23 protein-coding genes are annotated in these 23,464 nt (G+C 72.2%); 15 read left to right on the forward strand and 8 right to left on the reverse strand.

Annotated elements, in window-relative coordinates:
- The first annotated feature begins 104 nt into the window (after positions 1-104).
- From ABZ215_RS00725 to ABZ215_RS00740, 4 genes are read left to right on the forward strand one after another with little or no spacing between them, the layout of a single operon-like run.
- Positions 105-611: a hypothetical protein gene (locus ABZ215_RS00725; protein WP_354946789.1), complete on the forward strand. Its 507-nt coding sequence runs from the start codon at positions 105-107 to the stop codon at positions 609-611.
- Positions 608-1,678 (forward strand): peptidoglycan-binding domain-containing protein, encoded by a 1,071-nt coding sequence (locus tag ABZ215_RS00730; protein ID WP_354946791.1) that lies wholly within the window; start codon positions 608-610, stop codon positions 1,676-1,678. Before ABZ215_RS00725 ends, ABZ215_RS00730 begins: the two co-directional genes overlap by 4 nt.
- On the forward strand, positions 1,675-2,337 hold the full coding sequence (locus ABZ215_RS00735) for an ABC transporter ATP-binding protein (RefSeq protein WP_237336161.1): 663 nt from the start codon (positions 1,675-1,677) through the stop codon (positions 2,335-2,337). The genes ABZ215_RS00730 and ABZ215_RS00735 overlap by 4 nt, the downstream gene beginning before the upstream one ends.
- A complete protein-coding gene (locus ABZ215_RS00740; RefSeq protein ID WP_354946794.1) occupies positions 2,334-3,536 on the forward strand; it encodes an ABC transporter permease in 1,203 nt (400 codons plus the stop codon). Before ABZ215_RS00735 ends, ABZ215_RS00740 begins: the two co-directional genes overlap by 4 nt.
- A 45-nt stretch (positions 3,537-3,581) precedes the next feature.
- Here ABZ215_RS00740 and ABZ215_RS00745 read toward each other — a convergent pair whose 3' ends face one another.
- Positions 3,582-4,523, reverse strand: a complete 942-nt coding sequence (locus tag ABZ215_RS00745) for a pyridoxal-phosphate dependent enzyme (protein WP_354712081.1) — start codon at positions 4,521-4,523, stop codon at positions 3,582-3,584.
- A 378-nt stretch (positions 4,524-4,901) separates the two neighbouring features.
- On the opposite strand from ABZ215_RS00745, the gene ABZ215_RS00750 reads away from it, so the two are divergent.
- A complete protein-coding gene (locus tag ABZ215_RS00750) occupies positions 4,902-5,837 on the forward strand; it encodes a hydroxymethylglutaryl-CoA lyase (protein WP_354946901.1) in 936 nt (311 codons plus the stop codon).
- A gap of 636 nt (positions 5,838-6,473) precedes the next feature.
- Here ABZ215_RS00750 and ABZ215_RS00755 read toward each other — a convergent pair.
- Both ABZ215_RS00755 and ABZ215_RS00760 read right to left on the reverse strand, forming a co-directional pair.
- Positions 6,474-8,066 carry a long-chain-fatty-acid--CoA ligase gene (locus tag ABZ215_RS00755; protein ID WP_354946796.1) on the reverse strand — a complete coding sequence of 531 codons (1,593 nt, stop codon included), beginning with the start codon at positions 8,064-8,066 and terminating at the stop codon, positions 6,474-6,476.
- A 64-nt stretch (positions 8,067-8,130) separates the two neighbouring features.
- Entirely contained in the window at positions 8,131-8,760 is a 630-nt protein-coding gene (locus ABZ215_RS00760; RefSeq protein WP_354946798.1) for a TetR/AcrR family transcriptional regulator, read from the reverse strand.
- 94 nt (positions 8,761-8,854) lie between these two features.
- Here ABZ215_RS00760 and ABZ215_RS00765 point away from each other — a divergent pair, with 94 nt between their 5' ends.
- The 6 genes from ABZ215_RS00765 to ABZ215_RS00790 are packed head-to-tail and all read left to right on the forward strand — an operon-like array spanning position 8,855 to position 15,427.
- A complete protein-coding gene (locus ABZ215_RS00765) occupies positions 8,855-10,402 on the forward strand; it encodes an acyl-CoA synthetase (protein WP_354946800.1) in 1,548 nt (515 codons plus the stop codon).
- Positions 10,403-10,413: 11 nt separating this feature from the next.
- Positions 10,414-11,547 (forward strand): acetyl-CoA C-acyltransferase, encoded by a 1,134-nt coding sequence (locus ABZ215_RS00770; RefSeq protein ID WP_354946802.1) that lies wholly within the window; start codon positions 10,414-10,416, stop codon positions 11,545-11,547.
- Positions 11,544-12,716, forward strand: coding sequence for an acyl-CoA dehydrogenase family protein (locus tag ABZ215_RS00775; RefSeq protein ID WP_354946804.1), 1,173 nt, complete (start codon positions 11,544-11,546; stop codon positions 12,714-12,716). Before ABZ215_RS00770 ends, ABZ215_RS00775 begins: the two co-directional genes overlap by 4 nt.
- A 13-nt stretch (positions 12,717-12,729) precedes the next feature.
- On the forward strand, positions 12,730-13,785 hold the full coding sequence (locus ABZ215_RS00780; protein WP_354946806.1) for an acyl-CoA dehydrogenase family protein: 1,056 nt from the start codon (positions 12,730-12,732) through the stop codon (positions 13,783-13,785).
- A complete protein-coding gene (locus ABZ215_RS00785; RefSeq protein WP_354946808.1) occupies positions 13,782-14,564 on the forward strand; it encodes an enoyl-CoA hydratase-related protein in 783 nt (260 codons plus the stop codon). The genes ABZ215_RS00780 and ABZ215_RS00785 overlap by 4 nt, the downstream gene beginning before the upstream one ends.
- Positions 14,549-15,427 (forward strand): crotonase/enoyl-CoA hydratase family protein, encoded by an 879-nt coding sequence (locus ABZ215_RS00790; protein ID WP_354946810.1) that lies wholly within the window; start codon positions 14,549-14,551, stop codon positions 15,425-15,427. The genes ABZ215_RS00785 and ABZ215_RS00790 overlap by 16 nt, the downstream gene beginning before the upstream one ends.
- 13 nt (positions 15,428-15,440) lie before the next feature.
- Here the strand turns inward: ABZ215_RS00790 and ABZ215_RS00795 are convergent, their stop codons facing one another.
- Positions 15,441-16,208: an SDR family oxidoreductase gene (locus ABZ215_RS00795; protein WP_354946812.1), complete on the reverse strand. Its 768-nt coding sequence runs from the start codon at positions 16,206-16,208 to the stop codon at positions 15,441-15,443.
- A gap of 47 nt (positions 16,209-16,255) precedes the next feature.
- Between ABZ215_RS00795 and ABZ215_RS00800 the strand changes: the two genes are divergently transcribed.
- Genes ABZ215_RS00800 through ABZ215_RS00810 form a run of 3 tightly spaced genes read left to right on the forward strand, consistent with a single transcriptional unit; the run spans position 16,256 to position 19,772 of the window.
- On the forward strand, positions 16,256-17,509 hold the full coding sequence (locus tag ABZ215_RS00800) for an acyl-CoA dehydrogenase family protein (RefSeq protein WP_354946814.1): 1,254 nt from the start codon (positions 16,256-16,258) through the stop codon (positions 17,507-17,509).
- The gene (locus ABZ215_RS00805; protein WP_354946816.1) at positions 17,506-18,801 is read left to right on the forward strand and encodes a phosphotransferase family protein; all 1,296 of its coding nucleotides are present in this window, start codon (positions 17,506-17,508) and stop codon (positions 18,799-18,801) included. Before ABZ215_RS00800 ends, ABZ215_RS00805 begins: the two co-directional genes overlap by 4 nt.
- Positions 18,798-19,772: an SMP-30/gluconolactonase/LRE family protein gene (locus tag ABZ215_RS00810; RefSeq protein WP_354946818.1), complete on the forward strand. Its 975-nt coding sequence runs from the start codon at positions 18,798-18,800 to the stop codon at positions 19,770-19,772. Before ABZ215_RS00805 ends, ABZ215_RS00810 begins: the two co-directional genes overlap by 4 nt.
- A 412-nt stretch (positions 19,773-20,184) precedes the next feature.
- Here ABZ215_RS00810 and ABZ215_RS00815 read toward each other — a convergent pair whose 3' ends face one another.
- The 3 genes from ABZ215_RS00815 to ABZ215_RS00825 form a co-directional block, all read right to left on the reverse strand.
- Entirely contained in the window at positions 20,185-20,865 is a 681-nt protein-coding gene (locus ABZ215_RS00815; RefSeq protein WP_354946820.1) for a hypothetical protein, read from the reverse strand.
- 3 nt (positions 20,866-20,868) lie between these two features.
- A complete protein-coding gene (locus ABZ215_RS00820) occupies positions 20,869-21,006 on the reverse strand; it encodes a hypothetical protein (RefSeq protein WP_157358430.1) in 138 nt (45 codons plus the stop codon).
- Between the two features lie 67 nt (positions 21,007-21,073).
- On the reverse strand, positions 21,074-21,694 hold the full coding sequence (locus ABZ215_RS00825; RefSeq protein WP_354946822.1) for an L-threonylcarbamoyladenylate synthase: 621 nt from the start codon (positions 21,692-21,694) through the stop codon (positions 21,074-21,076).
- A 121-nt stretch (positions 21,695-21,815) separates the two neighbouring features.
- Between ABZ215_RS00825 and ABZ215_RS00830 the strand changes: the two genes are divergently transcribed.
- A complete protein-coding gene (locus tag ABZ215_RS00830) occupies positions 21,816-22,514 on the forward strand; it encodes an SDR family oxidoreductase (protein ID WP_027935665.1) in 699 nt (232 codons plus the stop codon).
- A gap of 266 nt (positions 22,515-22,780) precedes the next feature.
- Here the strand turns inward: ABZ215_RS00830 and ABZ215_RS00835 are convergent, their stop codons facing one another.
- Complete coding sequence (locus tag ABZ215_RS00835) at positions 22,781-23,452, reverse strand: helix-turn-helix domain-containing protein (RefSeq protein ID WP_354946824.1); 672 nt, start codon at positions 23,450-23,452, stop codon at positions 22,781-22,783.
- Between the last annotated feature and the right edge of the window lie 12 nt (positions 23,453-23,464).

Raw genomic sequence — 23,464 nt, forward strand, 5'->3', positions numbered from 1 at the left:
CCGGCGCGGTGTTTCCTCGGCGTTAGCGATGTCGGAAACGCCCGGGAAATGCCGCGCCCCGTTTCATTCCCCTCCGTTCGTCCTCGAATGCGAAGGAGATCCTGATGCGCAAAATCCTGGCCGCGGTTCCCGTGGCCCTCGCACTGGCACTCGCCGGGTGCGGTTCCGACGGCGACGGCGGGGCCGGGGTGGCTTCCGCGGGTGGCGCCGCGAGCACCACCGCGGGCAGCACACCCACCATGGGCAACGGGGACATGGGGCTCAAATACGCGCAGTGCATGCGGGAGAACGGCGTCCCGATGGAGGATCCGGTGGACGGCCGGATCACGCTCAAGCTCGACGGGTCGGTGCCCAAGGAGACCGTCGACAAGGCGCAGGAGGCCTGCCGCCAGTACAACCCGCAGGAGAACGGCGCCGCCAAGTCCGACCCGAAGATGGAGCAGGCCGCGCGTGACTTCGCGGTCTGCATGCGGGAGAACGGCGTCGAAGCCTTCCCCGACCCCGAGCCCGGCCAGAAGGGCATCCGCATCGACGGCCGCATGTCGCAGGACCCGGACTTCGAGCAGGCGTCGCAGAAGTGCCAGGAAGTGCTCGCGGGGGCGCGCGGATGACCGACGCGAGAACTCGCGGACGCGGGCGGCTGTACGCGGTCGTCTTCGTGCTGGTGGTGGCCGTCGCGGGCGGTGGGTACGTCGTCCTCGCGCGCGGCGACGACGGCACCGCGCCCGCCGCGGTGGAGCTGCCGCCGAGCACGGCGAAGGTCCAGCGGCAGACGCTCGACGACACCCAGACCGAGGACGGCGAACTCGGCTACGGCGCCTCGTCCACACTGGCCAACCGCCTGCCGGGCACCCTCACCTCGGTGCCGGACAGCGGCGCCGTGATCAGCCGCGGCCAGCCCGTTCTCCGCGTCGACGACAAGCCGGTGACGTTGATGTACGGCGCGATGCCTGCCTACCGGGCGCTCGCCGAGGGCACCGAGGGCGCCGACGTGCGGCAGCTGGAGGAGAACCTCAGCGCCCTGGGCTACACCGGGTTCACGATCGACGACGAGTACAGCTCGGCCACCGCGGACGCCGTCCGGGAGTGGCAGGAAGACCTCGGTCTCGACGAGACCGGGGTCGTGGAGCTGGGGCGGGTCGTGTTCACGCCCGCCGAGATCCGGGTCGAGACCGTCGACGCGAGCGCCGGGCAGCCCGCCTCGCCGGGGCAGAAGGTGCTGTCCTACACCGGCACGGCGAAGGCGGTCACGGTCGAGCTGGACCCGTCGGACCAGCGGCTGGCCCAGGAGGGCGTCGCTGTGCAGGTCACGCTGCCCGACGACCGGAAGCTGGCCGGGAAGATCACCGACGTCAGCACCGTGATCCAGCCGGCGAGCGGGCAGGAGGAGGCGCAGACCAAGGTCGAGGTCGAGATCGCGTTCGACGACCAGCAGGCCGCGGCGAGCTACGCCCTCGCGTCCGTCGACGTCACCTTCACCGCCGAGAAGCGCGAGAACGTGCTCACCGTGCCGGTCGCCGCGCTCGTCGCGTTGGCCGAAGGCGGGTTCGGCGTCGAGGTCGTGGACGGCGCCAGCACGCGGTACGTGCCGGTGAAGACCGGGTTGTTCGCCGAGGGCAAGGTCGAGATCTCCGGCGACGGGATCGCCGAGGGCATGGTCGTTGGGATGCCGAAATGATCTCGCTGACCGACGTGACCAAGCGCTATTCGGGCGTGACCGCGCTGGCCGGGGTGTCGTTGCGGATCGAGCCGGGGGAGCTGGTCGCGATCGTGGGGCCGTCCGGCTCGGGCAAGTCGACGATGCTCAACGTGCTCGGCACGCTCGACCGGCCCACCTCGGGCAGCGTGCACATCGACGGCCACGACGTCGCGGCGCTGTCCGACGCGAAGCTGTCGGCGTTGCGGGCGCGGCGGATCGGGTTCGTGTTCCAGCAGTTCCACCTCGCCGCGGGCACCTCGGCGCTGGAGAACGTCGCCGACGGCCTGCTCTACACGGGCCTGCGCGCGGGGGAGCGGCGGCGCCGGGCGGCGGCCGCGCTGGAGCGGGTCGGGCTCGGGCACCGGATGGACCACGAGCCGCACGAGCTGTCCGGCGGGGAACGGCAGCGGGTCGCGATCGCGCGAGCGGTCGCGGGTGATCCGCCGTTGCTGCTCGCCGACGAGCCGACCGGCGCGCTCGACTCGGCGTCCGGTGCCGGGGTGATGACGTTGATGCGGGAGCTGAACGAATCCGGCACCACGGTCGTGATCATCACGCACGACCGGGACATCGCGGCGTCGCTGCCGCGGCAGGTGCGGATGCGGGACGGCCGGGTCGTCGAGGAGGTGACGCGATGACCACCGCGTTGTCGCCGGCCCGGATGTGGCCGCGGGACGTCGTCAAGGTCGGCGCGGTCGGCCTGCGGACACGTCCGACGCGTGCGTTCCTGTCCGCGCTGGGGATCGCGATCGGCATCGCGGCGATGGTCGCGGTGGTCGGGATCTCGTCGTCGTCGCGGGCCGAGCTGGACCGGACGCTGGCGGCGCTCGGCACCAACCTGCTCACCGTGTCACCGGGCACCACGCTGACCGGTGAGGAGGCGCAGCTGCCGGGGACGGCGGAGGCGATGGTCGCGCGGATCGGGCCGGTCGAGTCGGTGTCGGCGATCGCGCGGCTCGGTGAGGCGAAGGTCTACCGGACGGACAAGATCCCCGAGGCGCAGACCAACGGGCTCGCCGCCTACGCGGCCCGGCTGGACCTCCCGGCGACGACCGGTGCGCGGGTGCGCAGCGGAACCTGGCTCAACGAAGCCACGAGCGGTTATCCGGCGGTCGTGCTCGGTTCGTCCGCGGCCGAGCGGCTGGGCATCTCGCGCGCCGGACCGGACGTGCAGGTGCTGGTAGGCGGGCGCTGGTTCACGGTCGTCGGGATCCTCGAACCGGCCCCGCTGGCGCCCGAGCTGGACTCGGCCGCGCTGGTCGGCTGGGAGGTGGCGGCGAGCGAGCTGCGGTTCGACGGGCTGCCCACCACGATCTACACGCGGTCGCAGGACGCGCAGGTCCCGGCGGTGCAGTCGGTGCTCGGCGCTACCGCGAACCCGGCCGCGCCGAACGAGGTGGAGGTGTCGCGACCGTCCGACGCGCTCGCCGCGCAGCAGGCGGCGGGCGAGGCCTTCACCGGGCTGCTGCTCGGGCTGGGCGCGGTGGCGCTGCTCGTCGGCGGGGTCGGGGTGGCGAACACGATGGTGATCTCGGTGCTGGAGCGGCGCGCGGAGATCGGCCTGCGGCGCTCGCTGGGTGCGACGCGCGGGCAGATCCGCACCCAGTTCCTGGCGGAGTCGCTGTTGTTGTCCGCGCTCGGGGGGCTCGGTGGCGCGGTGCTGGGGAGCCTGGTGACGGTGGGCTACGCGGTGTACCAGTCGTGGCCGGTGGTGGTGCCGCTGTGGGGGGTGGCCGGCGGCGCCGCTGCGACGCTGGTGATCGGCGGGATCGCGGGGTTGTACCCGGCGATCCGCGCGTCGCGGCTATCGCCGACGGAGGCGCTGGCGACGCCGTGAGCGGGCCGGGTGCCGTCCGTCGGGGGCGGCACCCGGCTGTCTCGTTCAGCCGAGGAGTTCGCGGAAGCGCTCGACGCCGATGTTGCCCCCGGAGAGGATGACGCCGACCCGGCCGGTGAAGCCGCCTTTGAGCAGCCCCGCGAGGGAGGTGGCGCCACTGGGTTCGAGCACGATCTTGAGTCGCTCGAACGCGAACCGCATCGCCTCGCGGATCTCGTCGTCGCTGACCAGGACGATGTCGTCGACCAGGCGCTGGTTGACGGAGAAGGTCAGCTCGCCGGGGGTGTCGGCGGCGAGCCCGTCGGCGATGGTGCGCGCGACGGGGATCCGGACGCGTTCGCCCCGCTGGAGGGACTGGCGGGTGTCGTCGGCCTGCTCGGGCTCGACGCCGACCACCCGGATGCCGGGGTGCAGGCCCTTGGCCGCGGTGGCGCTGCCGGCCATCAGCCCGCCGCCGCCGATCGGGGCGATGAGGGTGTCCAGCTCGCCGGTCTCGTCGAGGAGTTCCAGCGCGGCGGTGCCCTGACCAGCCATGATGTGCGGGTGCTCGTAGGGCGGGATGAGGGTCAGGCCCCGCTCCTCGGCGAGCTGGTTGCCCATCGCGACGCGGTCGCCGGTGTAGCGGTCGTAGGTCAGGACCTCGGCGCCGTAGCCGCGGGTGGCGTCCATCTTGGACGACGGGGTGTCCTCGGGCATCAGGATGACGGCCTTGCTGCCGGCCAGTTTGGCCGCGAGGGCGACCGCCTGGGCGTGATTACCGGACGAGTAGGCCGCCACGCCCTTGCCGAGCTGCTCGGGCGTCAGGTGGGAGATCGCGTGGTAGGCGCCGCGGAACTTGAAGGCGCCGATGCGCTGGAAGTTCTCGGCCTTGAGGAACGCGGTGGTGCCGGTCCGCCGGTCGAGGGTGGAGGACGTCAGGACAGGAGTCCGATGAGCGACACCGTCGATCCGCTTGGCGGCGCTCCTGATGGCTTCGAGATCGAGCATGGACCCATCTTATACGAGCTGTCCAGCGATTAGACGGTTCGTCAATAGCGACCCGGCAACGCAACGCCACCGACCACCCCAACCAGACCTCCCCCGCCCCCGATCCACAGCCGATCTTTAGTCGCCGACCAGGGTTGTCAAGGCACGCTTTCCCGCCTTGACAAGCCTGCTCGGCGACTGAAACACAATCAGGCATCGGGGGCGGGGGTGGTCGGAAGGTGACCTCTCGAGCGCCGTAAGGCGCTTTTCCCGCGCGTCAGCGCGGCTCTAAAGATCAAAGAGTCCTCGCCGGACGGCAGGCTCCGGGATGACCACCCAGCACGGGTGGGGTGGGGCCCACTGGACGGCTGCGTTAGTCAGCGTTAACCTGGAGTCGTGGTGAGTGTGCGTGAGCTGGGGCTGCCCCAGCGGGAGGCGTCCAGCGGGGACCTGCCGGAGCGGGTGACGATCTGGGAGGTCGGCCCGCGTGACGGGCTGCAGAACGAGCAGACGGTCGTCGGCCTGGAGACGAAGCTCGAGTTCCTCCGGCGGCTCGCCGGGGCGGGTCTGACGACCCTCGAAGCGACCAGTTTCGTCCACCCGAAGTGGGTTCCGCAGCTCGCCGACGCCGATGACCTCCTCGCCAAGCTCGACCGGCGCCCGGGCGTGAAGTACCCCGTGCTGGTGCCCAACGAGCGCGGACTCGACCGGGCGCTCGCTCTGGGTGTGGAGTCGATCGCCATCTTCGGCAGCGCCACCGAGACCTTCGCGCGCAAGAACCTCAACCGCTCCTACGACGAGCAGTTCGCGATGTTCGAGCCGGTCGTGCGGCGGGCCCGGCACGAAGGGCTCGAGGTGCGCGCCTACCTCTCGATGTGCTTCGGCGACCCGTGGGAGGGCGCCGTGCCCGTCGAGCAGGTCGCGAACGCCGGCCGCAGGCTGCTCGACATGGGCTGCTTCCAGCTCTCCCTGGGCGACACGATCGGTGTCGCCAGCCCGGGGCACGTCGAGGCGGTCGTCGGCGCGTTCGGCGACGTCACCAAGCTCGCCGTGCACTTCCACGACACCTACGGCCAGGCGCTGTCGAACACGCTGGCCGCGCTCAGGGCCGGAGTGACCACAGTGGACTCCTCGGCGGGCGGCCTCGGCGGGTGCCCGTACGCGAAGGCGGCCACCGGCAACCTGGCGACCGAGGACCTGGTGTGGATGCTCGACGGCTTGGGCATCGAGCACGGCGTGGACCTGGACGCGCTGGTGCGGACGAGCGCCTGGATGGCGCAGCAGCTCGGCCGCCCCAGCCCGTCGCGCGTGGTGAAGGCCCTGACCGGCGGCTGAGTTTCTCGGTCGACGGCCAGGCCGCCGCGATCGGTCGCCCGTCGCGGGTGGTGGCCGTGACGGACGGCTGGGTTCCTCGGCGGCTGGCTAGGCGTCTGTGGTCGGCCGGTTCCCGGTCGCCCCGGCCCGTCGTGCATGGTCAAGGCCCCGCCTGGCGGTCAGGCTTCCTCCGTCGGCCAACTTGCTGCCCGCTCCGGCCCGTCGCGGGTGGTTGCCGTGACCGACGGCCGCGTTCCTCGGCGGCTGGCTAGGTCTCGTGGTCGGCCGGTTCCCGGTCGCCCCGGCTCGTCGCGCGTGGTCAAGGCCCCGCCTGGCGGTCAGGCTTCCTCCGTCGGCCAACTTGCTGCCCGCTCCGGCCCGTCGCGGGTGGTGGCCGTGACGGACGGCTGGGTTCCTCGGCGGCTGGCTAGGCGTCTGTGGTCGGCCGGTTCCCGGTCGCCCCGGCTCGTCGCGCGTGGTGAAGGCACCGACCGGCGGTGGGCTGCTCGGCTCGCGGCCAGGCTTCCTTCATCGGCAACTTGCCGGCCGCCGGGCCCGTCGCGGGTGGTGGCCCTGACCGGAGGTCAGGTTCCTCGGTCGGCGGCCAAGCCGCAGCTCCCCGGCCGCCGCGGCCCGTCGCGCGTCGAGAACCGGCGGTCAGGCCTCCTCGATCGGGAGCTTCCCGGCCGCCCGGTCGGCGCGCAGCTGCGTCTTCAGCACCTTGCCGCTCGGGTTCCGGGGCAGCGCGGGCACCACCGCGATCTTCCGCGGCCGCTTGTACCGCGCCAGCCGGTCGAGGCACCACTCCTCCAGCTCCGCCGCCGTGGGCGCATCGCCGGGCGAACGCGGTGAGATCACCGCCAGCGGCGTCTCGCCCCACTTCTCGTCCGGCACGCCGATCAACGCGACCTCGCCGATCTTCGGGTGCGCCGCCAGCACGTTCTCCACCTCGGCGCAGTAGATGTTCTCGCCACCGGAGATGATCATGTCCTTCTTGCGGTCCACCACGAAGTAGTAGCCGTCCTCGTCCTGCCGCACCAGGTCCCCGGAGTGGAACCAGCCGCCGCGGAAGGCCTCCGCCGTCTCGGCCGGCTTGTTCCAGTACTCCTTCATCACCATCGGGCTGCGGTAGACGATCTCGCCTACCTCACCGGGCTCGACGTCGTTCATGTCGTCGTCCACCACGCGCACCTCGACGTTGAGCATCGGCGTGCCGACCGAACCGATCTTGCGGATCGAGTCCTCCCCGCGCAACAACGTGGTCACCGGGCTGCACTCGGTCTGCCCGAACGCCGTCGTCACCTCCGCCTGCGGGAACGTGTCGATCATCGTGCGCAGCAACGTCGTCGACGCGGGCGCCGCGCCCCACGAGATCTTCGACAGCGACGACAAGTCCCGCGCAGCGATGTCCGGCACGTTCACGATCGCCTGCCACTGCGCCGGCACCAGGAACACCGACGACACCCGCTCGCGCTCCATCAGGTCCACCACGGCCACCGGGTCGAACCGGCCGCTCGGCAGCAGCACCGTCCGCCCGCCGAGCAGCAGGTTCGGCAGCATCCCGGACAGCCCGGCGATGTGGAACAGCGGCGCCGCGGCCAGCCACACCTTGTCGCCCGGCCCGGTGTCCAGCGAGGCCATGTTGCTGAAGGCGTGCATGAGCAGGTTGTGGTGCGTGAGCACCGCGCCCTTCGGCCGCCCGGTGGTGCCCGAGGTGTACATGATGAACGCGGCGTCCTGCTCGTCCACCGCGATCTCGTCGAACTCCGGCGACGCCGCGGCCAGCGCCTCCTCGTAGTCCTCCATGCCGTCGAACGCGCCGCCGAACACCAGGCACGGGCCCGGCTCGTCGACCTGCTCGCGTGCCTTGGCCAGCGCCGGGGCGAGCGGGGCGTGCACCACGCTGGCGCGCGCCCCGCTGTCGCTCAGCACGTAGGCGATCTCGTCGGCCACGAGCCGGAAGTTCACCGGCACGCAGATCGCGCCGAGGCGCGTCGACGCGAAGTAGACCTCGAGCACTTCCAGCGTGTTCAGGCCGAGCACCACGACCCGGTCGCCGTAGTGCACGCCCCGGTCCCGCAGCGCGTTCGCCAGCCGGCTCACACGCTGGTCGAACCGGCGGTAGGTGAGGGTGGTGCCCTCGAACGAGAAGGCGGGCTCGTCGCCCTGCTTGCGTGCGTGGCGGGCGAGCTGGTCGCCCATGGTCATCCCGCGCCCGAGGAGGCGGGGCACTTCGACAGCTCCGGACATCGGCAACCTCGGCGATCCGGTGGGTCAGGGTAACCGCGTTTCTACCGTGCGCCGAGGGAAACAGTCAACACTGACCGTCAGCGAAGAGCAGCCGGTGCGCCAGCGACTTCCACAGCGCGACGTGCGGGTCGTTCGACGGCTGCCGCCGCCGTTCGAACGTGTAGGGCAGTGCCGCGCCGCGCATGCTCGTGAACAACAGTTCCCGCAGCTCCGGGTAGTTCGGGTGCGTGCACACGGCCGGGCCCCAGATCCGGTCGCCGACCCGGCGGATCGCGTCACGCAGCGCCCGCTCCTCCGGTCGCAGCGCCGCGGCCAGCGCCTCGTTCGTGCGCGCCGCGGTCCACAGCTCGACGGCCGCCCAGAACACGGGCTCGTGGAAGGTCGTCCACAGCAGCTCGATGCACCGCTCGACCCGCCGCGGCCCCTCCGGTTCGCCGGCCAGCTGCTCCGCGACCTGGTCCTCGATCTGCGCGAGCCGGGTCGCGGTGAGGTGCTGCGTCGCCGCGACCAGCAGTTCGTCCCGCGACGGGAAGTGGTGCAGCAGGCGGCCACGCGACACCCCCGCCTTGGCCTGGATGGCCAAAGTGGACGCGCCCGCGTAGCCGAGTTCGACCAGGCACTCGACGGCCGAGTCCAGGATCAACGTGCGCGTGCTCGCTGCGCGGTCCTGCCGGGTCCGGGTTTCGGTCACCACGCCGATCACCATAACCCGATAACAGTCGGTGTTGACTGTTACGCCGAATCCTTGCACTCTCGCAGGGGAGTTCAACGGTTCGAGGAGGAGCCGCATGTACCCGGGTACCCACGCCGACACCGACCCCGACAAACCGGCCGTGATCATGGCGGGCTCGGGGGAGCGGCTGACCTACGGCGAGCTCGACGAGCGGTCCACCCGCCTCGCCGACGCCCTGACCAGCGCCGGACTCGGCGTGGGCGACACCGTCGCCCTGCTCAGCGACAACTCGGTCCGCGCCTACGAGGTTTACTGGGCCGCCATGCGCTCCGGCCGCTACGTGGCCGCGGTGAACAGCCACCTGTCGCCCGCCGAGGTCGCCTACATCGTCACCGACTCCGGCGCGAAGGCACTGGTCGTCTCCGCCGCGCTCGGCCCGCTCGCCACCGCGGTGGCCGAGCTGCTCCCGGACGTCCCGGTCAAGCTGGTCTACGGCGGCGCGGCCGACGGCTACCGCGACTTCGACGAGTTCCTCGCCATCGGCTCGCCCGAGCGGCCGGCGGACCAGCCCGCGGGCGCCGACATGCTCTACTCGTCCGGCACCACGGGCCGTCCGAAGGGCATCAAGGTCGACCTGCCCGACCGCCAGGTGGACGAGCCCGGCGACGTGCTCACCCCCGTGCTGCAGCACATGTACGGCTTCGGCCCGGACACGGTGTACCTGTCCCCGGCGCCGGTGTACCACGCCGCGCCGCTGCGGTTCGGCGCGACCGCGCAGCGCCTCGGCGGCACCGTGGTGATGTTGGAGCGCTTCGACGCCGAGGCCGCGTTGCGCGCGATCGAGACCTACCGCGTCACGCACAGCCAGTGGGTGCCGACGATGTTCGTGCGGATGCTCAAGCTGCCGGAGGAGGTGCGCGGCCGCTACGACCTGTCCAGCCACCGGGTCGCTGTGCACGCCGCCGCGCCCTGCCCGGTCGAGGTCAAGCAGGCGATGATCGGCTGGTGGGGGCCGGTCCTCTACGAGTACTACGCGTCCACCGAGGGCGCCGGGATGACGTTCATCGACAGCGAGCAGTGGCTCGCCAAGCCCGGCTCGGTGGGCCGTGCGGTGGTCGGGGTCGCGCACATCTGCGACGACGCGGGCAAGGAGCTGCCGACGGGCGAGGTCGGCACCGTCTACTTCGAACGCGACGAGGTCCCGTTCACCTACCACAACGACCCGGACAAGACCCGCGAGGCGCAGCACCCCGAGCACGAGACCTGGACGACCACCGGCGACGTCGGCTACCTCGACGAGGACGGCTTCCTCTACCTGACCGACCGCAAGGCGTTCATGATCATCTCCGGCGGGGTGAACATCTACCCGCAGGAGGTCGAGGACGCGCTCGCCCTGCACCCGGCGGTGTTCGACGTCGGCGTGATCGGCGTGCCGGACGAGGAGATGGGGGAGGCGGTCAAGGCCGTCGTCCAGCCCGCGCCCGGCGTCACGCCCGGCCCGGAGCTCGAAGCCGAGCTGCTGGCCTACGTCCGCGAGCGGATCGCCCACTACAAGGCACCGCGCAGCGTGGACTTCGTCGACGAACTTCCCCGCACGCCCACCGGCAAATTGGTGAAGCGGCGGCTCAAGGAACGTTACGCGGCTCCGGCCGCGGCCAAGTAGGAGGAGGAGCCGTGCGAGACGCGGTGATCGTGGAAGCGGTGCGCACCCCCGTGGGCAAGCGTGAGGGCGGCCTGTCCGGCGTGCACCCGGTGGACCTGTCGGCGCACGTGCTGCGCGGCCTCGCCGAGCGGGCCGGGATCGACCCGGCCGCCGTCGACGACGTCGTGTGGGGGTGCGTGAGCCAGGCCGGTGAGCAGACCGGCGACGTCGGCCGCAACGCCGTGCTGGCGGCGGGCTGGCCGGAGAGCGTGACCGGCGTGACCGTCGACCGGCAGTGCGGCTCGTCGCAGCAGAGCGTGCACTTCGCCGCCGCCGGGCTGATCGCGGGCCACTACGACGTGGTGGTGGCCGGTGGCGTCGAGTCGATGAGCCGGGTGCCGATGGGTTTCTCGGCGCAGGGCAAGAACCCGCTGGGCGACCAGGTGCTGGCCCGCTACGGCGGGGTGCGGCCCAACCAGGGCATCGGCGCGGAGATGATCGTCGAGCGGTGGGGCTTCAGCCGCACCCAGGTCGACGAGTTCTCCCTCGCCTCGCACGAAAAGGCCGCCGCCGCGCAGGACGCGGGCGCGTTCGACGAGCAGCTGCTGCCGGTCGCGGACGTCACCGCGGACGAGGGCGTGCGGCGGGGCGGGTCGCTGGAGAAGCTGGCCGGGCTCAAGCCCGCGTTCCGCGAGGACGGCGTCATCACCGCGGGCAACAGCTCGCAGATCAGCGACGGCGCCGCCGCCCTGCTGATGACGACCAGCGAGAAGGCCGCCGAGCTCGGCCTGCGGCCGATCGCGCGCGTGCACACCGCCGTGCTCGCCGGCGACGATCCGGTGATCATGCTGACCGCGCCCATCCCGGCCACGCGGAAAGCCCTGCAGCGCAGCGGGTTGTCGATCTCCGACATCGGCGTGTTCGAGGTCAACGAGGCGTTCGCCCCGGTGCCGATGGCCTGGCTGGCCGAGACCGGCGCGGACGCCAAGACCCTCAACCCGCACGGCGGCGCGATCGCGCTCGGCCACCCGCTCGGCGCGAGCGGCGCGCGCATCATGACCACCCTCGTGCACCACATGCGCGCCACGGGCATCCGCTACGGCCTGCAGACCATGTGCGAGGGCGGCGGGCAGGCCAACGCCACGATCCTGGAGCTGATCGCATGACCGAGTTCCGCGAGAAGGTCCGCGCCTGGCTCGCCGAGAACGTGCCGGGCGACGAGGAGCTGGCGACCGCCAAGCGGTTCCAGGCCGCGTTGTACGACGCCGGGCTGGCCGGAATCACCTGGCCGAAGGAGTTCGGCGGGCAGGGCCTCACCGCGGCCGAGCAGCAGGTCTTCGACCAGGAGTCGGCCCGCTACGACCTGCCCAACTCGGTGTTCCGGATCGGCATGGGCATGTGCGGGCCGACGATCCTCGACCTGGGCACGCCGGAGCAGAAGGCGCGCTACATCCCGCCGCTGCTGCGTGGCGACGAGATCTGGTGCCAGCTGTTCTCCGAACCGGGCGCCGGGTCCGACGTCGCGAGCCTGCAGACCCGCGCGGTGCGCGACGGGGACCAGTGGGTGATCAACGGGCAGAAGGTGTGGACGACGGTCGCGCACCTGGCCGACTTCGGCGCGCTGCTCGCCCGCACCGACCCGGACGTGCCCAAGCACCAGGGCCTGACCATGTTCCTCATCGACATGCACGCCCCGGCGGTCACCGTGCGGCCGCTGAAGGACATGACCGGGCGGGCGCCGTTCAACGAGGTGTACTTCGAGAACCTGCGCCTGCCCGCGGACGCGGTGCTCGGCCAGGTCGGCCAGGGCTGGCTCGCCGCGGTCACCATGCTCGGCCACGAGCGCGTGTCGATTGGCGGGTTCGTGCGCAAGCGGCACGACCCGCTGGCGCACGCGAACCTCGCCGAGACCGCCCGCCGTTACGGCCGCGACGCCGATCCCGTGGTGCGCGCCGAACTCGCGAAGCTCTACGCGGCGGAACGGGCGCTGGCCCTGTTCAACGTGCGGCTGCGGCAAGAGGCCGAGGCCGGGTCGCCGCCGGGCGCGCGCGGGTCGGTCGCCAAGCTCGCCGGCGCCCAGCTGCAGCAGCAGGCCGTCGCCGTCGCCGGGCTGATCGCCGGGCCGCGCGCGACGGCGTGGGAACCGGGCGACCCGGCAGGCGAGGAACTGGCGCTGGCGATCAACCAGACGCCGTCGTCGAGCATCGCCGGCGGCACCGACCAGATCCAGCGCACCATCATCGGGGACCGGATCCTCGGACTGCCCCGCGAACCCGTCGTCGACCGCGACGTGCCCTTCCGCGAGCTGCGGGTGGGCACGCAGCGACCCGCCTGAGAGGAGAGGGATCGTGCAGCTGGTGCTCGACACCGAACAGCAGCAACTGCGGTCGACGGTGCGCAAACTGCTCGCCGACCACAACCACGTCCGGTCCGTCGTGGACGGTGACGACCGTTACGACGCCGCGCTGTGGCGGCACCTGGCGGAGCTCGGCCTGACCGGGCTCGTCGTGCCCGAGGAGCTCGGCGGCGCGGGCGCGGGTCACGTGGAACGGGCCGTGGTGCTCGAAGAGCTGGGCCGCGCGCTCGCGCCGGTGCCGTTCTTCGCCTCCGCGGTGCTGGCGGTCGACGCGCTGGTGGCGCTGGGGGACACCGAGGTGCTGCCCGCGCTGGCGGCGGGGGAGAAGATCGGCGCGCTGGCGGTTTCGCCGGAGTGGGGGCCCGCCCCGGTGAGCGCCACCGAACGCGACGGCGGCTGGGTGCTCGACGGGCATGCGCCGTTCGTCATCTCCGGTGACGTCGCCGACGTCTTCGTGGTCTACACCGCCGACGGGTGGTTCGTGGCCGAGGACGCGCAGCGGACGACACTGACCACTTTGGACCCCACGCGCGGGCAGGCGAAGCTGGAGTTCGCCGCGACCCCGGCCCGCAGGCTGGACACCGCGGACCCGGCCGCCGTGCTGGAGGAGGTGCGGGACCTCGCGTCCGTGGCGCTGACCGCCGAGCAGGTCGGCGGCATCGCGAAGGTGCTGGAAACCACGGTCGAGTACGCGAAGGTGCGGGTGCAGTTCGGCCGCGCGATCGGCTCGTACCAGGCGGTCAAGCACGCCTGCGCGGACCTCTACAGCACCAGCGAACGCGCGGAATCCCTGCTGCGGCACGCCGCGTGGGCCGCGGACCACGACCGGGAGGCGCTGCCGCTGGCCGCGGCCACCACGCAGGTGTTCACCGGGCCGGCCTACTTCGCGGCGGCGGCGTCCGGCCTGCAGCTGCACGGCGGCATCGGCTACACGTGGGAGCACGACGCGCACCTCTACTACAAGCGGGCCAAGAGCAGCGAGCTGTTGTTCGGCGGCCACGACGCGCAGCTGGCTCGCCTCGCCGGGCGACTGGACGGTGCTCAGTGACGGACCAGCCGGTGCTGCTCGACCGGGCGGGCGCGGTGCTGACCGTGACCCTTAACCGGCCGCACCGCAAGAACGCGATCGACCAGCCGATGTGGGACGGGTTGTACGACGCGTTCCGCGACGCCGAACGGGACGACGACGTGCGCGTGGTCGTCGTCACCGGCGCGGGCGGCGACTTCTGCGCCGGCGCCGACCTGTCCGCGGCTCGGAAGGACCACCCGCTGACGCGGATGCACCGGGTCAACGACGTCGCGCTGGCCCTGAACGAGATCTCCAAGCCGACGATCGCGAAGGTCGACGGCGTCGCGGTCGGCGCGGGCTGGAACCTCGCGCTCGGCTGCGACCTCGTGGTGGCCACCGAGCGGGCGCGGTTCAGTCAGATCTTCGCCAGGCGTGGGCTGTCGCTGGACTTCGGCGGCTCGTGGCTGCTGCCCCGGCTCGTCGGGCTGCAGCAGGCGAAACGGCTCGCGCTGCGCGCCGAGATGATCGGCGCGGCCGAGGCACACGACCTCGGTCTGGTCACCTGGATCAAGACGGCCGCCGAGCTGGATTCCTTTGTGGACGATCTGACCGCCGAGCTGGCCGCGGCGCCGCCGGTCGCGCTGGCGCTGAGCAAGCGGCTGCTCGAAGAGGGCGCGAGCCGGACCCTGCGCGAAGCCTTGGAGGGCGAGGCGCGGGCGCAGACGGTGAACTTCGCGACCGAGGACGCGCCCGCCGCGTTCGAGGCGTTCCTCACCAAGACGGAAGCGGAATACACGGGACGATGGGCGGTGCGGTGAGCTACGACGAAATCACCTACGAGGTCTCCGACGGGATCGCCACGATCACGCTGAACCGGCCGGCGCGGCTGAACGCGTTCACGCTGGAGATGGCGCACGAGCTGGTCGCGGCGTTCGACGAGGTGGACGCCGACGACTCGGTACGGGTGGTCGTGGTGACCGGCGCCGGGCGCGGGTTCTGCGCGGGCGCGGACCTCGAACGCGGCGCGGGCACGTTCGACAAGAACGCGATCGGCGACGTGAAGGGGTTCGGCGAGATCGACGGCGTGCCGCGCGACGCCGGCGGCGCGGTGGCGCTGCGGATCGCGGCGTGCAAGAAGGTCGTCATCGGCGCGTTCAACGGGCCCGCGGTCGGCGTCGGCGTGACCATGTCGCTGCCGATGGACATCCGGATCGCCAGTGAGAACGCCAAGTTCGGGTTCGTGTTCGCGCGGCGCGGGATCCTGCTGGAGGCCGCGTCGTCGTGGTTCCTGCCGCGGGTCGTCGGCATCTCGCAGGCGATGGAGTGGGTCGCGACCGGGCGGGTGTTCGACGCCGCCGAGGCCCGCGCGGGCGGGCTGGTCTCGCGGGTCGTGCCGCCGGACGAGCTGATCCCCGCGGCGACGGCGATCGCCCGTGAGGTCGCGGACAACACGTCGGCGGTGTCGGTCGCGGTGTCCCGGCAGCTGCTGTGGGGCATGCTCGGATCGCCGACGCCGTGGGACGCCCACCGCGCGGACTCCAGCGCGCTGCTGCAGCTCGGTGCGGGCAAGGACGCGATGGAGGGCGTGATGGCGTTCCTGGAGAAGCGCGCGCCGGACTTCCCCGGCCGCGTCAGCACCGACTACCCGGACGGGGTCCCGCCCTTCCCCGGGACCCCGTGAGCCGGTGGCCCGGTCAGAAGCTGAGGTAGCCGCCGTCGACGGTGATCGTGTCGGCGGTGTGGAACGCGCTGGCCGGGCTCGCCAGGTACACGGCGAGCGCGCCGAAGTCGTCGGGTTTGCCCCAGCGGCCGACCGGCATCCGTGGCAGCACCCGGCGCTGGAACCCTTCCGAGTCGAGCGCCGGGGCCGCCAGCGGCGTGTGCACCCAGCCGGGCAGGACCGCGTTGGCGCGGATGCCGTGCCGGGCCAGCTCGACCGCGATCGACTTGATCATCGCGGTGAGCCCGGCCTTGCTCGCCGCGTACGCCTGCCCGCGTGGCTGGCCCTGCACCGCCGCGACGCTCGACGTGCCGACCAGGCTCCCGCCGGTGCCCTGCGCCAGCATCACCCTTGCCGCGGCGCGCAGGGTCAGGAACGCGCCGTCCAGGTCGACGCGGGTGACGCGGCGGAACTCCGCCAGCGACGTCTCGGTGAACCGGCTGCCGACCCCGCCGACACCGGCGTTGACGAAGCAGGAATCCAGGCGCCCCAGCGCCTCCACGCTGCGCGTCATCGCGGACTCCACCTGGTCCTCGTCGCCGACGTCGCAGCGCACGGCGAGGACCTTGGTGCCGTGCCGGGACAGCTCGGCGACGGCTTCCTCGTTGCGCTCGGTGTTGGTGCCCCAGATCGCGACGTCGGCCCCGGCGGCGGCGAGTGCGCCGGCCATCGCGAGGCCGATCCCCGAATTGCCGCCGGTGATGACGGATGCGTGCCCGGTGAGGTCGAACGGGTTGGTCATCCGCGGATAGTGCCCCAGTTTTCCCCCGCCACGCAAGGAGTTGCCCCATGGACTTCGAGTTGCCCGCGGCGTTGCGGCAGCTGCTCGCCGACCTGGACCGGTTTCTCGAAGACGAGATCTGGCCGCTGCAACGGGAAGACGACAACGAGCGCTTCTTCGACCACCGCCGTGAGTTCGCCCGCACCGACTTCGAGGCGGGCGGCACCCCGCGCCGCGAATGGGAGGAGCTGCTGAGGGAGATGTTCCGGCGCGCCGACCGCGCGGGCTGGCTCCGGTACGGGCTGCCGAAGTCCGTCGGCGGCAGCGACGGCAGCAACCTCGACATGGCCGTGATCCGCGAGCACCTCGCCGCGAAGGGCCTCGGCCTCCACAACGACCTGCAGAACGAGTCATCGGTCGTCGGCAACTTCCCGTTCGTGCACATGTTCCTCGCCGCGGGCACGCCGGAGCAGCAGAGCGAGTTCGTCGAGGACATGATCACCGGCCGCAAACGGGTCGCGTTCGGACTGACCGAGCCGGACCACGGCAGCGACGCGACCTGGCTGGAGACCACCGCGGTGCCGGACGGCGACGGCTGGATCCTCAACGGCGCCAAGCGGTTCAACTCCGGCCTGCACTCGGCGACCCACGACGTGATCTTCGCTCGCACCTCCGGCGACGGCGGCGATCCTCGCGGCATCACCGCGTTCATCGTGCCCACCGACACGCCCGGGTTCTCCGTCGATTTCCACTGGTGGACGTTCAACATGCCCACCGACCACGCCGAGGTCACGCTGTCCGGCGTCCGCGTGCCCGCCGCCGCGGTGTTTGGCGAGGTGGGCAAGGGACTCGCGCTGGCACAGCACTTCGTGCACGAGAACCGGATCCGGCAAGCCGCCTCCGGCGTCGGCGCGGCGCAGTACTGCATCGACCGCAGCGTGGCGTACGCGCGGGAACGGCGGACGTTCGGCCGCCCGCTCGCCGAACGGCAGGCCATCCAGTGGCCGCTGGTCGAGCTGCAGACCGAGGCCGAGCTGGTGCGCACCCTCGTGCGCAAGACGGCGTGGGAGCTCGACCGCACCGACCACATGCTGATCAGCGACAAGGTGTCGATGTGCAACTACCGCGCCAACCGGCTGGTGTGCGACGCGGCCGACCGCGCGATGCAGGTGCACGGCGGGCTCGGCTACACGCGGCACACCCCGTTCGAGCACATCTACCGGCACCACCGCCGCTATCGGATCACCGAGGGCGCCGAGGAGATCCAGATGCGCAAGATCGCCGGCTACCTGTTCGGGTTCGCGGGGCCGGACAAGCGATGAGCGAGCTGGCGGAGGCGCTCGGGCGGCGGCTGGGCGCGGAGATCACCGGGCTGCGGCGGCTGAGCGGCGGGGCGAGCCGGGAGACCTGGGCGTTCACCGCCGAGCCGGGCGGGCGGCTGGTGCTGCGGCGGGACCCGCCGGGAGAGTGCCGCCCGGCGGAGATGGCGCGGGAGGCGGCGTTGATCCGGGCCGCGCGCGAGGCCGGGGTGCCGGTGCCTCGGCTGGTGGATCACGGGCCGGACGTGCTCGGCTCGCCGTACCTGATCACCGAGCACGTCGACGGCGAGACGATCCCCCGGCGGTTGCTGCGGGACCCGGAGTTCGCGGACGTGCGGCCGAAGCTCGCCGCGGAGCTGGGGCGGGTCGCGGCGCGCATCCACGCCATGCCGGACGTGCCCGGGCTGCCCTCGGCGGACCCGCTGGAGTCGCTGGTGGAGTTGTACGACGAGCTGGACCAGCCGTTGCCGTCGCTGGAGATCGGGTTGCGCTGGTTGCGGGACCACCGCCCGGAGCCGGCGGGGGACACCGTGGTGCACGGCGACTTCCGCACCGGCAATCTGATCATCGGCCCGGACGGGCTCGCCGCGGTGCTGGACTGGGAACTGGCGCACCGCGGTGACCCGCTGGAGGACCTCGGCTGGTTGTGCGTCAAGGCGTGGCGGTTCTCCTCGCCGCTGCCCGCGGGTGGGTTCGGCACGCGGGAGGAGCTGCTCGACGGGTACGCCGAGGTCGCCGGGTTCCGCCCGGATCCCGCGGCGGTGCACTGGTGGGAGGTGTTCGGCACGTTCCGGTGGGCGGTGCTCTGCCTGCGGCAGGCCGACCGGCACCTGAGCGGGCGGATCCGGTCGGTGGAGCTGGCGGCGGTCGGGCGGCGGGTGTGCGAGCAGGAGCACGACCTGCTGACGGCGCTCGGCACGCCTGCCGTCCCGGTGGACGCGGTGCCGGATCCGGCGCCGGACCTGCACGGCAGGCCGACCGCGGCGGAGCTGGTGGAGGCGGTGGCGGAGTTCCTGCGGGCCGACGTCATGCCGGGCACCGAGGGGCGGGTGTCGTTCCAGGCGCGGGTGGCGGCGAACGTGCTGGGCATCGTGTCGCGCGAGTTGCGCTTGGGCGCTGGGCAGGAGCGGCGGCACGTGGACCGGCTCGCGGCGCTGGGGTTCGCGACGCACGCGGAGCTGGCGCGGGCGGTGCGGTCGGGCGCCGTGGCGGTGGCGGACGTGGTCGCCGCGGTGCGGGCCGACGTGACGGACCGGTTGCTGGTGGCGAACCCGAAGTACCTGGAGACGGCGTGAAGGACATCGCGAGCGGGCTGCGGTTCCCGGAGGGGCCGGTCGCGCTGGACGACGGTTCGGTGCTCGTGGTGGAGGTCGAGCGCGGCACGGTGTCGCGGGTGTGGCCGGACGGGTCGGTCACGGTGGTCGCCGACTGCGGTGGCGGTCCGAACGGCGCGGCGATCGGGCCGGACGGGGTGATCTATGTCTGCAACAACGGCGGCTTCACCTGGCACCGGCGCGACGGGCTGACGATGCCCGGCGGTCAGCCGCCGGACTACCGCGGCGGGAGCATCCAGCGCGTGTCCTGGGACGGCTCGGTGACGGTGCTGTACAAGTCGGTGGACGGCAGGCCGTTGCGCGGGCCGAACGACCTGGTGTTCGACGCGCACGGCGGGTTCTACTTCACCGACCTGGGCAAACAGCGGGAGCGGGACAGCGACCGCGGCGGGCTGTACTACGCGCGGGCGGACGGCTCGCTGGTCGAGGAGATCGCGTATGGCTTCACCGGGCTCAACGGGGTGGGCCTGTCACCGGACGGTTCGCGGGTGTACGCGGCGGAGACCGTGACCGGCCGGGTGTGGTTCTGGGATGTGGACGGGCCGGGCCGGATCTCGCGTGCGCGGGGTGGGGTGCGCGGCCTGGCGGGTGGGGTGCGCGGTCCGGCGGGTGGGGCGCGCGGCCCGTCGGGCGCCACGCTGCTGCATGGCTTCGGCGGCTACCAATTGCTGGACTCGCTCGCGGTGGATTCGGCGGGCAACATCTGCGTGGCGACGATCATGACGGGCGGGATCAGCGTGCTCAGCCCGTCGGGTGAGCTGCTGGACGTGGTGCGCCCACCGGAGCCGGACCCATTCGTGACGAACATCTGCTTCGGCGGCCCCGACCTGAGGACGGCGTACATCACCGCGTCCGGCACCGGCAAGCTCTGGGCCGCGGACTGGCCACGCCCCGGCCTGCGGCTCAACTACGCGGGCGCCGCGCCGCGGTGACGGCCACGCGCAAACCACCCGCCCGGGGTGGCCATTTCCGAGCACCGGCGCGGGGCGGCCGTTCCGGAGCCACCCGCCTGGGGTGCTGTCCCGGAGCCACCTGGCCTGGGTCGCGGCTCGACTGCGTGCGCGTCGGGCGGCGTTGGACGGTGTGAGCTCCTCGCCGAGGGTGGCCTTTTCCGGGTTCACCCACTCGGTTTGCGGCTCGACTACGCCGGTGCCGCGCCGCAGTGACGGCCCGGGACAGTGCGCAAGCCCTTCGCCCGGGGGGTGGCCTTTCCGGGGTCACCCACTCGGTTGCGGCTCAACCACGCGGGCGCCGCGCCGCCACGCGCGAGCCATCGCCCGGGGTGGTCATTTCCGAGCACCGGCGCGGGGCGGCCGTTCGGAGCCACCCGCCCCGGGCTGCGGCTCAACTGCCCTTCGTGAGCTTGTCCAGCTGGGTCTGCAGCTCGTCGAGCCGCGCGTGCAGCAGCGCGACCTCCGCCGACAGCAGCGGCACCAGCTCCGGCGCCGACGTCGTCGCGCCGGTCGTGAAGGCGACCGCCCGGTCGTCCCGGTGCACCGGCACCCCGGCCAGGCGGCTGAAGTGCTCCAGCGTGAGCGGCGGGCGGTTGCCCGCGCACGTCGAGCACACCGGCAGCAGCTTGCGCCACCCCACGACCCCGGTGCCGGTCGCCACGAACACCTGCGCCGGCCACCCGCACGCGCACAACCCGGCGTGCACGGCCGTCACCGTCTGCTTCGAGTACCGCACGCCCCGCTCGTACAGGAAGTAGCGCCCCGCGGCGTCCACCTCCAGCAGCACGCTCTGCTGGTACTGCGGATCGCAGGCCAGTGCGCGGGCGTCGGCGAGTTCGTGGAAGCAGTAGAACCCGCAGTCGCACAGGCGGGACGGGCTCTGGTGACGGCTGCTCTGCCCGCACTTCGCCTCGGCTGTCACCCGGTAGGCGTGCGTGCGGCCGAGCGACACCCCGGTGAACCCGGCCTCGGTGCCGTCGGCGGAGAGCATCGGGTAGGCGAGCTTGTAGCCGCGCAGCGGGACATCGCGCCGTTCCTGGGGCGTGCGGCGCAACGACAGCCTGCCCGCCATGGCTCAGCGGTCGGCGGTGACGGGGGCGGGGCGCTCCGGTTCGGGGGTTTCGGCGGTTTCGCGCGGCTCCTCGACCGGGATGACCTCTTCGGCCTTGGATTCCTCGACGACGCCCACGGCAAGCTTCCGGCCCAGTCTCATCGCAGCCTCCTCGCGGATCACGGGTGCGTTTTTCCAGCGTGACCCGTGAACGCGGCGATGTCCAGAGCTATTCGAACCGCGCGGTGTCCCCAGCACCCTTTCGGACGATCTCCGGCTCGCCGCTGGAGAAGTCGATCACCGTGGTGGGCTCGGTGCCGCAGTCGCCGGAGTCGATCACCGCGTCGACCACGTGGTCCAGCTCGTCCTTGATCTCCCAGCCCTGGGTGAGCGGTTCCTCGTGGTCGGGCAGCAGCAGGGTGCTGGAGACCAGTGGCTCGCCCAGCTCGTCGAGCAGCGCCTGCGCGACGACGTGGTCCGGGATGCGCACGCCGACGGTCTTCTTCTTCGGATGCAGCAGCCGGCGCGGTACCTCCTTCGTGGCGGGCAGGATGAACGTGTAGCTGCCCGGGGTGGCGGCCTTGATCGCGCGGAAGACGGTGTTGTCGACGTGCGCGAACTGGCCGAGCTGGGCGAAGTCGCGGCAGACGAGCGTGAAGTGGTGCCGGTCGTCGAGGTGCCGGATGGCGCGGATGCGGTCCAGCCCGTCGCGGTTGCCGAGCTGGCAGCCCAGGGCGTAGGCGGAGTCGGTCGGGTAGACGATCAGGCCGTCCTGCCGCAGCAGGTCGACGATCTGGCCGATCGACCGGCGCTGGGGGTTGTCCGGGTGCACGTCGAAGTACTTCGCCATGGGTAGAGCTTAGGATCACGCCGCCGCCGCGGCTGCCTGGGTGCGCTGCGCCCAGGAACGTCGCGGCCTGGTCGCCGTCCGGCCGTCTCCCGAAACTGAGTGTGACGGAAGGGAGAACACCATGTCGGTTGTGGTCATCACCGGGGCGAGCAGCGGGATCGGCGCGGCCACCGCGGAGGCGCTGGCGGCGGCGGGGCACCAGGTCGTGCTGGGCGCGCGCCGGGAAGAGCGGTTGAAGGAGCTGGCCGCGCGCATCGGCGGCTCGTACCGGAGGCTGGACGTGACGGATGCGGAGGACGTGCGGTCCTTCGTGGACTGGGCGGTGGCCGAGCATGGCCGGGTCGACGTGATCGTCAACAACGCCGGCGTGATGCCACTGTCCGCTTTGGACCGGCTGAAGCTGGACGAGTGGAACCGGATGATCGATGTGAACATCCGGGGCGTGCTGCACGGCATCGCGGCGGGGCTGCCGGTGATGCGGCGGCAGGGTGGCGGCCACTTCGTGAACGTGGCGTCGATCGGGGCGCACGAGGTGGTGCCGACGGCGGCGGTCTACTGCGCGACGAAGTACGCGGTGTGGGCGCTGTCGGAGGGGCTGCGCCAGGAGACGGGCCCGGACATCCGGGTGACGACGATCTCGCCCGGCGTGACGGAGTCGGAGCTGGCGGACAGCATCACGGACGCGGAGGCCGCCGAGGGCATGCGGACGTACCGCGCGGGGGCGATCCCGGCCGCGGCGATCGCCCGGGCGATCACGTTCGCGATCGAGCAGCCCGCGGAGGTGGACGTGAACGAGATCATCGTCCGCCCGGCGGCTTAAGCGAGCCGAGTCGCGTCGAGAAGTCGGCGAACTCGGGAACAGTCCGGCGACCGGTCGCGCGGTCATGGAGCGTGCTCGCCGTCCGCGGGGACACCCCACGACCATCGTGGACTTGGTCCGCGCTGTGCACGAAGCTCAGCGCCGGCGCCGGGCCCGCAACGGCGGTAACTGGCCCGCTGCGCCGACGCCGCGGCTTCAACGAACTGAACCAGCCACCGCAGCGCGTCAGCCGCGCCCGGTGGCTGGTTCACGTGCCGGCACTTTCCCTACCGCAGCAAGGAACCCAGTCGCTGGGCCGCCTCGACCACCGTGCGGCCCAGCGACTCCTCGTCGGGTGCGGAGAACAGTGACAGGCCGATGCTGACCTCCCGCCCGGGCACCACCGCGGAGATCCCGATGATCGACGGTGCGATTTCCCCGTAGGACACGGCGAAACCACGCTTGCGGGCCAGCGCGACCTCCTCCCGCTCGCCCTCCGCCGCGGGCGCCGCGGCCAGCAGCGCCAGGCCCGCCGAACCGCGGTCGATCGGGTCCACCTGGCCGGGCCGGAAGCTCACGTGCATCCGCGCCTGCCGCGGCTCGACGATCATCAGCATCCGCACCTCGTCCGCGCCCTCCCGCACCACCAGGTGCGCCGTCGCCTGGGTGAGGTCCGTCAGCTCCTCCAGCACGGGCCGCGCGAGCGTCCGCAGGTCCTGCTCCACCGGCTCGGCCAGCCGCACCAGGCCCGTCCCCAGCGAGATCCGCTTGAACCGGTCCCGCCGGCACAACCGGTGCGCCTCCAGCGTCCGCACGAGCCGGTGCGCCACCGTCCGGTGCACGCCCACCCCTTCGGCGATCTCCGTCAGCGTCATCCCCTGCGGGTGCGCGACGAGCAGCTCGAGGATCTGCAACCCGTTGTGCAGCGTTTTCGACATCCCCGAGTCGACTTCGGACACGCGGGCACCCCC

It is taken from the genome of Amycolatopsis sp. NPDC006131, from assembly GCF_040614175.1.
Lineage (GTDB): Bacteria > Actinomycetota > Actinomycetes > Mycobacteriales > Pseudonocardiaceae > Amycolatopsis_E > Amycolatopsis_E tucumanensis.

Bases quoted from the DNA above. Each gene is read 5' to 3' on its own strand.
- ABZ215_RS00735 (WP_237336161.1), top strand. From the start codon at position 1,675: ATGATCTCGCTGACCGACGTGACCAAGCGCTATTCGGGCGTGACCGCG.
- ABZ215_RS00815 (WP_354946820.1), bottom strand. From the start codon at position 20,865: ATGGCGGGCAGGCTGTCGTTGCGCCGCACGCCCCAGGAACGGCGCGAT.
- ABZ215_RS00800 (WP_354946814.1), top strand. From the start codon at position 16,256: ATGGACTTCGAGTTGCCCGCGGCGTTGCGGCAGCTGCTCGCCGACCTG.
- ABZ215_RS00830 (WP_027935665.1), top strand. From the start codon at position 21,816: ATGTCGGTTGTGGTCATCACCGGGGCGAGCAGCGGGATCGGCGCGGCC.
- ABZ215_RS00740 (WP_354946794.1), top strand. From the start codon at position 2,334: ATGACCACCGCGTTGTCGCCGGCCCGGATGTGGCCGCGGGACGTCGTC.
- ABZ215_RS00775 (WP_354946804.1), top strand. From the start codon at position 11,544: ATGACCGAGTTCCGCGAGAAGGTCCGCGCCTGGCTCGCCGAGAACGTG.
- ABZ215_RS00745 (WP_354712081.1), bottom strand. From the start codon at position 4,523: ATGCTCGATCTCGAAGCCATCAGGAGCGCCGCCAAGCGGATCGACGGT.
- ABZ215_RS00725 (WP_354946789.1), top strand. From the start codon at position 105: ATGCGCAAAATCCTGGCCGCGGTTCCCGTGGCCCTCGCACTGGCACTC.
- ABZ215_RS00820 (WP_157358430.1), bottom strand. From the start codon at position 21,006: ATGAGACTGGGCCGGAAGCTTGCCGTGGGCGTCGTCGAGGAATCCAAG.
- ABZ215_RS00730 (WP_354946791.1), top strand. From the start codon at position 608: ATGACCGACGCGAGAACTCGCGGACGCGGGCGGCTGTACGCGGTCGTC.
- ABZ215_RS00805 (WP_354946816.1), top strand. From the start codon at position 17,506: ATGAGCGAGCTGGCGGAGGCGCTCGGGCGGCGGCTGGGCGCGGAGATC.
- ABZ215_RS00765 (WP_354946800.1), top strand. From the start codon at position 8,855: ATGTACCCGGGTACCCACGCCGACACCGACCCCGACAAACCGGCCGTG.
- ABZ215_RS00790 (WP_354946810.1), top strand. From the start codon at position 14,549: ATGGGCGGTGCGGTGAGCTACGACGAAATCACCTACGAGGTCTCCGAC.
- ABZ215_RS00795 (WP_354946812.1), bottom strand. From the start codon at position 16,208: ATGACCAACCCGTTCGACCTCACCGGGCACGCATCCGTCATCACCGGC.
- ABZ215_RS00825 (WP_354946822.1), bottom strand. From the start codon at position 21,694: ATGGCGAAGTACTTCGACGTGCACCCGGACAACCCCCAGCGCCGGTCG.
- ABZ215_RS00755 (WP_354946796.1), bottom strand. From the start codon at position 8,066: ATGTCCGGAGCTGTCGAAGTGCCCCGCCTCCTCGGGCGCGGGATGACC.